We start from the raw sequence: 13,237 nt of genomic DNA, 5'->3' as shown, positions 1-13,237 counted from the left end.
AAACCTTGTTGAACTGAACCGCCTGGCACGACGGTTGATATGGGGATTTGATACCTTGGCAGTACCCGGCTTGTCAAGCTATTTGCATTTTCGCCGGGGTACGAAACGTGGACATCGAGAAAGATAACGGCATTCAACCGGTTTTTTGAGCGCGTTGAGTTCAACGTGAAGCAGCAAACCCAAAGACGCAAAACTTTGCATCATACTTGTTGTACATTATTTGGTATTTTTTCAAAAATACACAATAAATTATATAGTTATTAAATTTTAGTACATCCTGACAAAAACCAAAGATACGTCATAGGCAATGGCAGTCAATATATACCAGACATGATGCCAGCAACACCTGTCACCCTTGACAGGTAAACCGCCCATTCCACTTACCCTTCCTCCCCCAACAACCCCTCAACCTCCTCTTCACTCATGCCCTCCAGCATCTCAATTAAACGCGCCTCCACCAGTTCCGCCTGCTGCTCAACCGTAGCCGCCTCGAACAGCCGCTGCAACGGTATCTCCACCCCAAATGTCGCCCGTACCCGCGACAGCACCCTTACTGCCAGCAGCGAATGCCCGCCCATGTCGAAAAAGTTATCCCGAATACCCACCCGCTTTACTTCCAGCACTTCCTGCCAGATTTCCGTCAGCAATTCTTCGGTCGGATTGGTTGGCGCAACATAGGCCGATTCGCGTAGCGCCGAGCCGTCCGGTTCCGGCAGCTTCTTGCGGTCGATTTTGCCGTTGGCGCTGAGCGGCATCGCGTCCAGCCGCACGAAGTCGGACGGCACCATGTAGTGGGGCAGGTGGGCGTTCAGGTAGGCGCGCAGTTGCAGCGCGAGTTCGGCGTCGCTGTGCGCGTTGTCCGCTTTGGCGACGAGGTAGGCGACCAGGCGCAGCTCGTTGCGGCGGTTTTTGCTCGCCACCACCAGCGCCTGTTCGACCGGCTCCAGTTTCAGCATTTGCAGTTCGATTTCCGCCGGTTCGATGCGGAAGCCGCGAATTTTGAGCTGGTGGTCGATGCGCCCGAGGAACTCGATGCTTCCGTCCTCGCGATAGCGGCCAAGATCGCCGGTGCGGTACAGGCGATCGCCTGCGGGGCCGAACGGATCGGGCAGGAATTTTTCGGCGGTCAGTTCGGCGCGGTGCAGATAGCCGCGTCCGACCTGGATGCCAGTCACGCAGATTTCCGCCGGGACGCCGACCGGCACCGGCTCCAGCCGCGCGTCAAGCAGGTACAGCCGGGTGTTGTGTACCGGCCGGCCGACCGGCACCACGGTTTCGTGTTCGGCGGGCGGCTCCGGCACTTCGTAATAGGAGACATCGTCGGAGCATTCCGCCGGGCCGTAGGCGTTCAGTACGCGGATGTGCGGAAAGCGCAGCATCCAGCGCCGGCACAGTTCCGGGGAGAAGGCTTCGCCGCAGGCGATCAGCCAGCGCAGACTGTGCAGGCTGTGGCTGTCGGACAGGTCGAGCAGGGCCTGGATCATCGACGGCACCGCTTCCAGTATGGTCACGCCGCGCGCTTCCAGTTCCTTGAGCAGCAGGCCGGGTTCCTTGACGATGTCGTCGCTGAAAATCTCGACGCGCGCGCCGCGCACCAGCGCGGTCAGGTGCTGCCAGACCGAAATGTCGAAGCATTGTCCGGCGGTCTGCGCGATGATGTCGCTGCCGCTCAATTTCAGCCTCGGCACTTTGGTGATCAGGTTGTTGAACATGCCGCGATGTTCGACCATCGCGCCTTTCGGCGTGCCGGTCGAGCCGGAGGTGAAAATGACGAACGCCAGGTTTTCGGCGCTGTGCAGGCGCACAGGGTTGCCGGCGTCGGCGCATGCGCCTTGCGTTTCCAGCTCGGGCAGCGACAGCAGCCGCGCCGCGCCGTTGTTCGCGGCGGACGCCGAATCGAGCACGGCGCGCACGCGCGGCAGATGCGCCGCGCCCGCCAGTACGAACGGCGTCCGGCTTTCGGTCAGCACCTGCGCGATGCGTTCGTCCGGGTAGGCCGGGTCGAGCGGCAGGTACGCGCCGCCGGCCTTGAATACGCCGAACATCATCACCGCGAACTCGATGCCGCGATCGTTGAGCAGCGCGACCAGCACATCCGGCCCGACGCCAGTGCTACTCAATACGCCGGCCAGCCGGTTGACGCGTTCGTTCAGCGCGCGGTAGCTCAACGACACACCCCGGCAGGAAACGGCAATCGCGTCCGGCGTCCGGGCGGCCTGCGCTTCGAAGCAAGCAACCCAGTCCGCCGGTTCCGGATAAGGGTGTTCGCTGCGGTTCCAGTCGAGCAGCAGTTGCCGCCGTTCCGGCGCGGTCAGCATGTTCAGTTCGCCGACGCGTTTGCGCGGACAGGCGACGATATCTTCCAGCAACTGGCGCAGATGCGCGAGCATGCGTTCGATAGCCGGCGCTTCGAAGCGCGCGCATTGATAGGATATCTGCAGATGCAGGCTGTCCTCCGGTATCACCATCACCGTGATCGGGTAGTTGGTATGGGTGCGCACTTCCACGCCGGTAAACTCGAAGGTGTCGCTGTGTTCGCGCAGCTTGGGGTCGATCGGCGCGTTTTCGAAGGTGAGCAGATGCTGGAACAATTCCTGATCGGACGGCAATCCGCCCCATTCGCGGATTTGCGTCAGCGCGGTGTATTCGAACTGGCGCAGTTCGAGGTTTTGCCGCAGCAGCGCCTGCAGAAACGCCTGCAGCGGCTGTTGCGGATCGATGGCGACGCGCAGCGGCAGGCCGTTGATGAACAGTCCGAGAGTTTCTTCGACGTGATCCAACTCCGCCGGGCGTCCGGCGACGGTGATGCCGAACAGCACGTCGCGCGCGCCGCTGTAGCGGCTGAGTAATATCGCCCAGGCGCCCTGCACCAGCGTATTCAGCGTGACCCGGCAGTGCTGCGCCATATCGTGCAGCTGCCGCGTAACGGTTTCCGGCAGTTGCAGCGCGATGTCGGCCATTTCCGCCGTGGGGTCTTCGTGCGCGATACGGTCGACCACCAGCGGCGTCGGTTCTTCGAAACCGGCCAGATAGCCGCGCCAGAAGTTTGCTTCCGCTGTTTCGTCCTGCGCCTGCAGCCAGCCGATATAGTGGCGGAACGGCGATGCGGGCGGTCGTTGCTGCGCCTGTCCGGCGGCCAGCGCGTCGTAGCAGGCCTTGAACTCCATCAACAGCAGCGAGGTGCACCAGGCATCCAGCAGGATATGGTGGTGGCTGCGTATCGCCCAGTAACGGTCTTCTTTCAGGCGGATTAAGCGCAGCCTGAGCAGCGGCGGGCGTTCCAGATCGAAACCCTGTTCGCGCTCCTCGCGCAGCAGCTTGTCCAGCCCGCTTTTTTGTTCGGTTTCGGGCCGTTCGCGCCAGTCGAAATAGTCGAACGGCGGTTCGATGCGGCGGTGGACGATTTGATGCGGAACTGAAGCTGTGTTCCAGGCAAAGCAGGTGCGCAGCACCGGATGACGCTGGATGACCATGCCCCAGGCCTGGCCGAACAGTTCCGGGGACAGAACGCCTTTTAGCGTGAAACGGTCCTGCATCAGGTAAATGCCGGAATGCGGGGCCATCAGGCTGTGAAACAGCATGCCTTCCTGTAGCGGCGTCAGCGGGTAGGCGTCTTCGATGTCGGCCTGATCGAGCGGCAGCGCGTCCAGCTCCTGCCGCGTCAGACGCGAAAGCGCCATGGCCGGGCTGTCCGCCACGGTTTCCGTGACCTCCGATTGCGTAGCGGACTGTAGCGCCGCCGCCAGTCCGGCCACGGTTTGATGCTGGAATATCTGGCGCGGATTCAGCGACAGCCCGGCCTTGTGCGCCTGGATCGCAACCTGTATCGCCAGAATGGAGTCGCCGCCCAGGTCGAAAAAGTTGTCGTATATTCCAACGCGTTCCACGCGCAATACTTCGGCCCACGCTTGCGCCAGAACGGTCTGCACGGCGTTTTCCGGCGCTGCGTACTTGGCGGACAAAGCATTGTAATCGGGCTCGGGCAGCGCGCGCCGGTCCGGTTTGCCGTTCGGCATCAGTGGCATCGCCTCCATCGCGATGAACAGCGCCGGCACCATATAATCAGGCAGGCTTGCTTTCAAAAAGGCGCGCAGCGCTTCCGCCGTGGTTTCATCTTGCGCAACCCAATAAGCGATCAGGCGCTTGGTTCCGGAGGAGTCTTCGGCAACGACGACCGCCGTTTCCTTTACCGCTGGATGCAGGTTGAGCCGGGTTTCGATTTCTCCGAGTTCGATGCGGAAACCGCGTATCTTGACCTGCTGATCGCTGCGTCCGATAAATTCCAGCATGCCGTCCGCGTTCCAGCGCGCCAGATCGCCGGTACGGTACATGCGCGCGCCGCTTTCCGCTTGCAGAAGATCGGGAAAAAAACGTTCGGCGGTTAAATCCGGCCTGTTGAAATAACCGCGCGCGACACCTGCGCCGCCGATATGGATTTCGCCGCAGACGCCGACCGGGACCGGGTTCAGGCGGCTGTCCAGCACGTAGATGCGGCTGTTGGCTATCGGCTGTCCGATCGGGATGCTGGGCAGGGATTCGGCTGTATCGGCGGGAATGCGGTAGGCGCTGCTCCAGACGCTGGCTTCGGTGGGGCCGTATTCGTTGCAGAGCGAGGTTTCCGGCAGATAGCGGTAATGTTTGGCCGCCAGGGCCGGTTGGCAGGCTTCGCCGGCGACGATGACGGTGCGCAGCATATCCAGCGCGTGATTTTTGCCCGATTCCAGCAGCAGATTGTAGAGCGACGGCAGACACAGCAGATGCGTCAGGCGCTCGCGCGCAATCAGGGCGCATAGCGTCTCGGTATCCTGATAGCTGTCTTCACCTGGCAGACATAAGCGTCCGCCCTGGCTCAAGGTCCAGAAGATGCCGGCTATCGAGCTGTCGAAGGCGAACGAAGACAGCAGCAGGAAACCGTCTACCGTTTCCCGATAAAAGCGGGGACGCGCCAGCATCGAAGCAATGGCGTTTTCATGGCTGACCACTACGCCTTTGGCTTTACCGGTCGAGCCGGAGGTGTAGATCAGGTAAGCGCCGTTGGATGCTTGCGCCAGCTTCGGCGCGGAGTCGTGCGTTTGCGTGGCGATGTGCGCCCAGTCGCGATCCAGGCAGATGATTTTTGCGTCGGTTTCCGGCAGATGCTCGCGCCAGCGCGCGTGGGTCAGCAGCAGCGTTGCGCCGCAATCGGCCAGGGTATCGGCGATGCGCTCGCGAGGGTAGGCGGGGTCTATCGGCACGTAAACGCCGCCGGCCTTGAGTATCGCCAGCATGCCGGTTATCGCGTTGAGCGAGCGTTCCACGCACAGTCCGACCGTTGTTTCCGCCGTGACGCCGACCGCCTGCAGATAGTTGGCCAGCTGATTGGCGCGTCGGTTCAGTTCGCCGTAAGCGATGCGCTCTTCGCCGCAGATCACTGCCGTCGCATCGGGCCGGGTTGCCGCCTGTTCTTCAAAAAATTCATGCAGGCGGCAGTGCGCAGGGTAGTCGTTGCGCGTCGCATTCCATTGCGTCAGCATCTGCCGCCGTTCTTTGCTGTCCAGTAGCGGCAGATCGCCCAGGCAGGCCGTTGGCGTTTCAACGATGCCGTGCAATAAGGTATTGAACTGCCGCGCCAGACGCGCAACGGTAGCGGGCTGGAATAGCGCCTGCCGGTACTGGAAGGAAAATGTCAGGCCGTCCTGATTTTCCGCCGCCATCAGTTTTAAATCGAAGTTCTCCACGCGTTCCTGCAACGCGACGGATTGCACTAGCCAGCCGTCCCAGATCAGCGGTTCGCCTTTTTCGCCCAGGCTGATTTGAACCAGGTCATCGGCGATGCCGGTCTGCGCCTGCTGTAATACGAACAGGGTTTGATATACCGGCCAATGATCGCCGCTGCGTTCCGGCTGCAAACGATCCACCAGCACATTGAACGGGAGGGCCTGATGTTCCATCGCGACACGTAACGCAGCGTTGACTTCGCGCAGATAGTCTGGAAACGGCTTGTCGGCAATCGGATGCGTGCGCAGCGGCAGCGGATTGACGAACACGCCGACCACCTGCGCAAAACGCGCCTGATCGCGTCCGCTGCCGGGTACGCCGACGATCAGATCGTTCTGGCGGCAATAACGGTGCAGCAGCGTTTTATAGGCGGCCAGCAGCAGGGTAAACAGGCTGACGCGTTGCTGCGCCGCCAGCGTTTTCAGTTGCCGCGCCGTTTCCTTGTTCAGCCTGAAGACGGTCGCCGCGCCGCGATAATCCGCCGAATTGGGTCTGGGGTAATCGGTAGGCAAGGCCAGCAGCGGCAGGTCGCCGGCCAGCCGCTGCCGCCAGTAGTTCCAGTCCTGCTCGCAGGCCTGGCTGTTCAGATAGCGATGCTGATGGGCAACGTAATCGGAATAACCTGGGCCAACCGGGTTCGGCTTCGCTGGATGTCCTTGCGCCAATGCGCTGTAAACCGTTTTCAGTTCGGTTATAAGGATCAGCGCCGACCACAGGTCGACAGCGATATGATGAGCGCAGAGCAGCAGCGTTTGCTCCTGCCCGTTGTGATCGTGGCGATAGAGCGTCGCGTGAAAAACCTTTCCGCCGGCCAGATCGAAATGCGTATGCGACCGCTGCGCCATATCGTGCTGTAATGCCGTTTCCGTCCACTCCTGCGCGTCCATGACGCTGAAAAATTCCGGAATCTCCGAGAGGGGCAGCAGCGCTTGCGTAACCCGGCCTTGATCGGAACGGTAGCGTGTGCGCAGCATGGCATGGCGTTCCGCCAGTTCGTCGAAGGCCTGGCGCAATAGCGCGGCGTCGACATCGCCGTCGACGCGCAATGCCAGATGCAGATTGTAAACGATGCTGTCGGGCTCCATTTGCTGCATCGTCCACATCGACAGTTGCGCGGGCGATAGCTCGAAGGTTTGCGCAACGGCGTTATTGTGCTCCGCATTTACGGGAACGGCTTCCGACACGCGATGCGCTATATCTTCCAGCGTGGCGTCGGACATGAACAGCGACAGCGGCGAGTCGATGTTCAACAGGCGATCGGCGCGGTGTTTGAGTTCGATGCGTTTCAGCGAATCGAGGCCGGTTGCGGCCAGAGGAACATCGGCGGGAATGGCGGAAGCCGCCACTTTCAGCAGCCGCGCGATGGCGTTGCGCAGATAATTAGCGACCAGCGGCGCGCGTTGCGCGGCCGGCAGCATCGACAGCGCGGTTCGCAGCAGTTGCGCGTCCGCGTCGGCTTCGCTGTCCTCGCTTGCTGCCGCTATGCGGCGATTTTCCGTAACGGCTGCGTTGCATGCGCTGCCTTCCGCATGCGTGGAGCGCGCCAGTTCCGGCAGCGTTCCGTTCAGATACGCCTGCCTGCAGGCATGGCGGCGCAGTTTTCCGCTCGAAGTTTTCGGCACGCCGCCGGGAGGCAGTAAAACCAGCGCGGTCGGCGTCAGCTCGCAGCGTTCCGCCAGCACGCTGCGCAGCGATGCGAAAATCGCGCCGTAATCGGCCTGACGCATCGCGTCGCGGGTGATTTCTGCGGCCAGCACCATGCCTTCCTCGTCCCGGTCGGCGACCGGAAATGCCGCGCAGGCATTGCTGCGCAGCGCTTCCAGCGCGTCCGTCGCCGCGAGTTCGATATCCTGCGGGTAATAATTGCGGCCGCGGATGATGATCAGGTCCTTGATGCGCCCGGTAATGTGCAGGCGTTCCTGGAGCAGCAGACCGAGATCGCCGGTTCTGAGATAGGGGGTTCCGGACGCGTCCTGTTCGATGTGCGCGCGGAAAATTTCATCCGAGGCTTCCGTTCGCTTCCAGTAGCCTTGCGCGACGCTGGGACCGGAAACCCATATTTCGCCTTCCTGCCCCGGCGCGCAAACCAGCCTTGAGACCGGATCGACAATACGGACTTCGTGCCGGGCGGCCACGACGCCGCACGATACGCTTGCCGTCGTTCCGCTTTGCGGCGACGTCAGATTTTCACCGCTGACGAACAGCGTGGTTTCGGCCATGCCGTAGCAGGGGAAAAAGCGTTGGCGCTGGAATCCGCATTCGGCAAAGGCGTCCGCAAAACGTCCCATGGTTGCGGCGCGTACCGGTTCCGAACCGTTAAAGGCCAGTCGCCATGAACTCAAATCCAGCCCCTGCTTTTGCGCTGCGCCGATTTTGCGCGCGCAAAGATCGTAGGCGAAATTGGGACCGCCCGAGGTAGTTGCCTGATAGGTGGAAATCGCCTGCAGCCAGCGCAACGGCTTTTCCAGAAACGCCATCGGCGGCATCAGGATCGCGGTGGAACCTGTATACAGCGGTTGCAGGATGTTCCCGATCAGCCCCATGTCGTGATAGAGCGGCAGCCAGCCCACTACCGTGGAATGTTCGTCATGCCCGAAGCTTTGCCTGATGGCTTCCTGATTCGCCAGCAGGTTGCCATGGCTTACCATGACGCCCTTCGGGTCGCCGGTGGAGCCGGAGGTGTATTGCAGAAACGCCAGGTCGCCGGTTTCGGGCGATAGATGTTCCCAGGCCGCAGCGCCGCCGCCGTTCAGGATGTCGCTGGCCAGCCACGATCCATCGTGCATGGACAGACTGTCCTGCAGTTTGGGCAGCAGCTCCCCGGTAGTCAGAATGGCTGCCGGAGCGGCGTCGCGCATGATACCGTGCAGACGCTGCAGATGCTGGCGCGTTGGCGGATAGGCCGGCACCGCAACGACGCCCGCGTACAGACAGCCGAAAAAAGCTTCGATATAGGCCAGTCCTTGCGGGTACAGCAGCAAGGCGCGTTCTCCGTTCATGCGCATGGCCTGCAGCCGCGCGGCAATCGCGCGCGCGCGCCGGTCCAGCTCGGCGAAGCTTAAGCGTCCGCTTTCGGCTTCGCCGTCGCCAAGGAAAACATAGGCGGTCTGGCCGGGCTTTTCGTGGGCTCGCGTGTGCAGCAGCTCGACAAAATTCTGGCAAGCGTGAGCGTCGGTTGCCGGTCTGGACTCTTCGAGGTAGCGCACTATAGTTCTCCTTGCGGGATAATATTACTCGGGTAGAAACGGGACGGGGAGCGTAACCGTGTCAGAGAGCGTTAAATACGTACTCATGCTGCGCATCGCGTAACGTCAGACTGCGTTTGCCGTTATGCTCGTCCGCGACGAATTCGAGTTTTGGCAATGACGGTTCGATCATGACGAAGCTTATGCTGCCATCTTCGTTTTTTCGCGAGGCAATTGATGCATGCCATACGCCGACATCGAATACCAGTTTATTGTTCGAGCGCGTCACCGTGAGTTCGCCGAGCGCTTCGTTGTGGTAGCGGGTGGCGAGCAGATTTGATTGGGCGGCGTCCGGAGGAATGACCAGCCGTGCTCGCGCTTTCCTGACCTGGGTTTCCAGTCGTTCTGCGGCTATGCGCAATTGTTGTTCGGCCAAGGGTTTGCCGTCGAACAGCACTTCGAGCAATCGGCGCATGAACGGATCGAGCAATGCGCTGCCATAATCGGAATTGGTTAGAATTACCGCTCCGATCCCCTGTTCCGGCAGCCAGATCATGTTGCTCTGATAGCCCATCAACGAACCGCCATGACTGACCACCGGCATGCCCCAGCGCGAATTTACCATCAGTCCCATGCCGTAAGTAACTCCCTCGCTGACGGTGACATTGGGGGCGCGCCGTATAACAAGATTTTTTTCAGAAATCAGTTGCTTGCCGTTTGGCAGTTTGCCGCGATCAAGTTCCAGCATCACGTACCGGCTCAAGTCGCGGGCGCTGGTCCACATACCTCCCGCTGGACGATCAGGCTCAACTGTACGGTCGACCTTCATTGCCATGTGCGCAACGACTGCTTTCCCGTTCAGATCGAAGCTATGAGGCAGGGCGTAATTGTCTTGGGTAGCCTGCGCAAAATCGAACGTGGTTCGCGCCATCTGCAATGGCGCGAACACGCGCTTTTGCATGATTTCATCGTATGCGGCGCCAAGTTCCCTGCCTGGCAATGCAACCGATGCGCCGATATAGCCGGCTGCCGAAAGCAACTGATTACTATATTGAAATACTTCGCCGAATTTACTGGTAGGGCGTAGCGTGCTGAGCGATTTCATCATCGCGCCGGGATCGGTATGCCCGTTATCGAACAGCCATTCCAGATCCTGTCGCGGCAAACCGGTACATGCACAAGCCAAATGTTTGATCTGTATCTGACTGGTAATCTGCTCATCGGCAAGCTTGAACGATGGGTAAGCTTCGATGACAGGCTCATCCCAACGCAGTTTTCCATCATCGACCAATTCGCCGAGCAACAATGTCGTCAGTGCCTTGGTATTGGAGGCGGCCATGAACAGCGTGTCGGCATTGACGGGCGCTGGTTTGCCCAGTTCGCGCGTTCCGATACCGCCGGCATAGACAATTTTGCCGTTTGCTATCAGGCTTAATCCCACGCCCGGCACGCCCAGCCGTTTCATGCCATCGGCGACAAAATTCTTCAAAATCCGTACGCGTCGCCCATCCAGATTGTGCGGCGTTTTACCGGCGAAACTCTCACGGTGGTAACCCTTCGGCCGCAGGCTGACCATGGCAAGCCCCAACGGCCCAGCGCGTTTTTCAATCGTCGCCTGGCTGCCTTCGATCAGCGCAACCGTCCATGCGGAACCTGCCCGTAACGCTATAGCCCAAATGCCCAGTTTTTCATTGGGCGAGGTTTCGTAGTCATAACGGTATTGCTCGTCCCATCCATCGCGTAGCGTTTGCTGAGTTACTGTGTACAGCGGACGCGTAAATTCTTGGCGATAGACCTTCCATCCGGCTGCTACGGCGCTATTGGCGTCTTTAGCCCGCACTTCAACCAACGCTATATGCATATCGTCTTCCGGCGGTTCAATTATCATTTTGTTGCCGTCGCTGTCGATGCGCCAGCCTGCCGGGAGCGTAAACGTGGTTCCGGCGGACGTAGAGCGCTGTGTATCTGCATCGGAGCGGGCCGGTATTGTGGAAGCGCTTGCAACGCCGGTTTGAGCGGATGCGTCCGCCATCGCGTTCGCTGCGCAGAGCGACGCGGCCAGAAAAAAAATAATAAATTTGTTCATATGTATGCGTACGCAGGACCAGGTTTTTCCAACACCGTAAGTTTACTCAGGAAACATAATTCAGATATGAGCGATACCACGGCAGTATGCGTTCGGCGGAAATGCCGGCATGCAGCGCAAGCGCAATCACGGCGTTGTAATAAACGTTTTTGAGCGGCATGCCTTGCGCGAGCGCCAGCACGCCGCGCAGTGCGCTGTCGCGGGTGTGCCAGTCGACATTGAACGACAGCGCGTTGTCGAGGCTGCGGACGTGGTGCAGCATGCCCGGCGGCATGTACAGCATGTCGCCGGGAGCGACGGTGCATTCCTGCACCAGCGCATCCCTGTATAGCGGGTGGCGGCTGAAGTCCGGATTTTCGGCATCGACCGCGCACCAGCGCCAGCGATAGCGGTAGCTCAGCGGCAGCTGGTCATGCGTCAGCAGGATGAAGCGTTTGCGTCCCGATACTTGAAAAAACAGGTTGTGAGTCAGCAGGCAGTCGAAATGCAGCGGCGTCAGGCTGCGGCTCGGTCCCAGAAAAAACTGGGCGAATTGCAGCCAGCAGGGGCGATACCAGTCCGGAAAGTAGCCTGCTGGAAAACCGTCGAGATCGTCGGCGGCGTCTGCTATTACGCTGAGCAGCGGCACGTCATGCAGATACGGCGGTTTTTCGCTGCCTGTGCCGGATGCGCAGGCTTCGAGCCGATCCAGATAATCATGTAGCGTGGATTTGACGGTACCGAGCCCGGAAACGCCGGAATCCGTCAGGCCCTGTTTGAGCGTGACGATGCGCTTGCCCGAAACCCGGCGCAGATAATCGAAATTCCAGCGAGATACGGCCGGGCACCGAGCCAAAGCGCCGGTAACCACCACCGGGCGTTGCTGGGCGACGTATCCGGCGGCGAATTCGCCGAAGGAAAGCGTTGCTCTACGCTCTATCGATGGATATGTTTTTCGTGTTAAGGACGTTTCCGGGGCCAGTTCCATGTCAGGCGCCGGATCAAGTACCATTACGTTTTCCATGCTTGCTCCAAATACAGTTGGATAGGGTCGAGCGATCTCTGAAAAGCGGCGGCGGGTCCGTTCCAGCGATGGATGCTGATTGCAGCCGTGCGACTTTTTACGGCCAGCGCGGTGACATGAGCGGGTATCGGGTCAAGAGGGTAGATCCACCAATTGTCAGGGGGAGAGTGGCCATCCGCAGCACTCACCGCCTTCTGCCTTTCAATTGAACCCAGCGGTACGCTGAAGGAGTCGAGGGCTAGCGACAAGCCGTCTCCGCAGCCCTTCACATAAGCTTCCTTCCTGGTCCAGCCGCGCAGAAACGCCAGATGCTTTTCCTGCAACGGTATCGATGCGAGTTCGGCTTGCTCGTGCCGGGAAAATACCATCGGGGCCAATTGTTGCCAGGACGCATCATTATTATTGAGCGGTTCGGTGTCGATGCCGATTTCACTGCCTCCGGAAACGGCATATATGGCCCAGTTGCCGGCATGAGCAAGGTTGAATTGCAGCCGTCCGGCCAATTCACCGCCCAGCTCCGGTTTACCGCATACGCCATAAGAAAAATGAATTTCAGCCGGATCGGTTAGCAGATAGCCCCCCAGCAGGCAGCGCAGCGCTGCCCGGGCGGTAACGTAGTGCGCTCTGTCGCGTTCGAAAACGAAGCGGTTCGCTTTTTCGCGCTCATCTTCCGACAACAGGCGCATGTTGATCTCTGCGTATGCGCCATAGTCGGGAAACGGCAGGTGCCAGACATGAACGGCATTCGGGTGCATCCGTATCTTTCCCGGAATTAAGCGCTGAAAAAGGGGCAAGAATTAACGCTCCTCTCACGAGGACAGCGCCATTTGCTCCATATATTTGCGCAAACTCAACGGACGCATATCCGTCCATATCTCTTTGATATAGTTGAGACATTCCTGCTTCAGACCGCTTTTGCCGACAGTGCGCCAGCCGTTGGGGATCTCCTTGTATTCCGGCCAGATTGAGTATTGTTCCTCGTGATTGACCACTACGTGATAGATCGTTGTGTCTTCGCTTTCGTCGCTCGCCATTGCATCCCCCGGATTAAAGTGTAAAACATACAAAACCTGCGCTTTCATAATCGAGCGTCAACGCTCAATATGGGCATATTACTCATGGATATAAGTATATGGGATTACGCTATATACTGCTAAGACGCATCAGAAAGGGACGACCCGTATGCGGAGACCGAAATTGCTGAAA

The 13,237-nt window shown here is 59.7% G+C and carries 5 protein-coding genes; all 5 read right to left on the bottom strand.

Annotated features, from left to right (window positions below; translation table 11 throughout):
• Positions 1-380 precede the first annotated feature (380 nt).
• The 5 genes from F6R98_RS19350 to F6R98_RS19330 all read right to left on the bottom strand — a co-directional run bounded on the left by F6R98_RS19350 (position 381) and on the right by F6R98_RS19330 (position 13,065).
• Positions 381-8,963 (bottom strand): non-ribosomal peptide synthetase, encoded by an 8,583-nt coding sequence (locus tag F6R98_RS19350; RefSeq protein ID WP_228124973.1) that lies wholly within the window; start codon positions 8,961-8,963, stop codon positions 381-383.
• Positions 8,964-9,024: 61 nt separating this feature from the next.
• The gene (locus tag F6R98_RS19345) at positions 9,025-11,028 is read right to left on the bottom strand and encodes a serine hydrolase domain-containing protein (protein ID WP_228124972.1); all 2,004 of its coding nucleotides are present in this window, start codon (positions 11,026-11,028) and stop codon (positions 9,025-9,027) included.
• 46 nt (positions 11,029-11,074) lie between these two features.
• On the bottom strand, positions 11,075-12,031 hold the full coding sequence (locus F6R98_RS19340; RefSeq protein ID WP_228124971.1) for a cupin-like domain-containing protein: 957 nt from the start codon (positions 12,029-12,031) through the stop codon (positions 11,075-11,077).
• Positions 12,019-12,786 (bottom strand): 4'-phosphopantetheinyl transferase family protein, encoded by a 768-nt coding sequence (locus tag F6R98_RS19335; protein WP_153250468.1) that lies wholly within the window; start codon positions 12,784-12,786, stop codon positions 12,019-12,021. Before F6R98_RS19335 ends, F6R98_RS19340 begins: the two co-directional genes overlap by 13 nt.
• A 54-nt stretch (positions 12,787-12,840) precedes the next feature.
• Complete coding sequence (locus tag F6R98_RS19330; RefSeq protein WP_153250467.1) at positions 12,841-13,065, bottom strand: MbtH family protein; 225 nt, start codon at positions 13,063-13,065, stop codon at positions 12,841-12,843.
• Positions 13,066-13,237: the final 172 nt, after the last annotated feature.

The sequence above is a fragment of the Candidatus Methylospira mobilis genome (genome assembly GCF_009498235.1).
GTDB lineage: Bacteria > Pseudomonadota > Gammaproteobacteria > Methylococcales > Methylococcaceae > Methylospira > Methylospira mobilis.
This window is presented reverse-complemented; position numbering and strand designations above follow the sequence as displayed.

Coding starts and splice junctions, on each gene's coding strand:
- F6R98_RS19345 (WP_228124972.1), bottom strand. CDS start 11,028: ATGAACAAATTTATTATTTTTTTTCTGGCCGCGTCGCTCTGCGCAGCG.
- F6R98_RS19340 (WP_228124971.1), bottom strand. CDS start 12,031: ATGGAAAACGTAATGGTACTTGATCCGGCGCCTGACATGGAACTGGCC.
- F6R98_RS19335 (WP_153250468.1), bottom strand. CDS start 12,786: ATGCACCCGAATGCCGTTCATGTCTGGCACCTGCCGTTTCCCGACTAT.
- F6R98_RS19330 (WP_153250467.1), bottom strand. CDS start 13,065: ATGGCGAGCGACGAAAGCGAAGACACAACGATCTATCACGTAGTGGTC.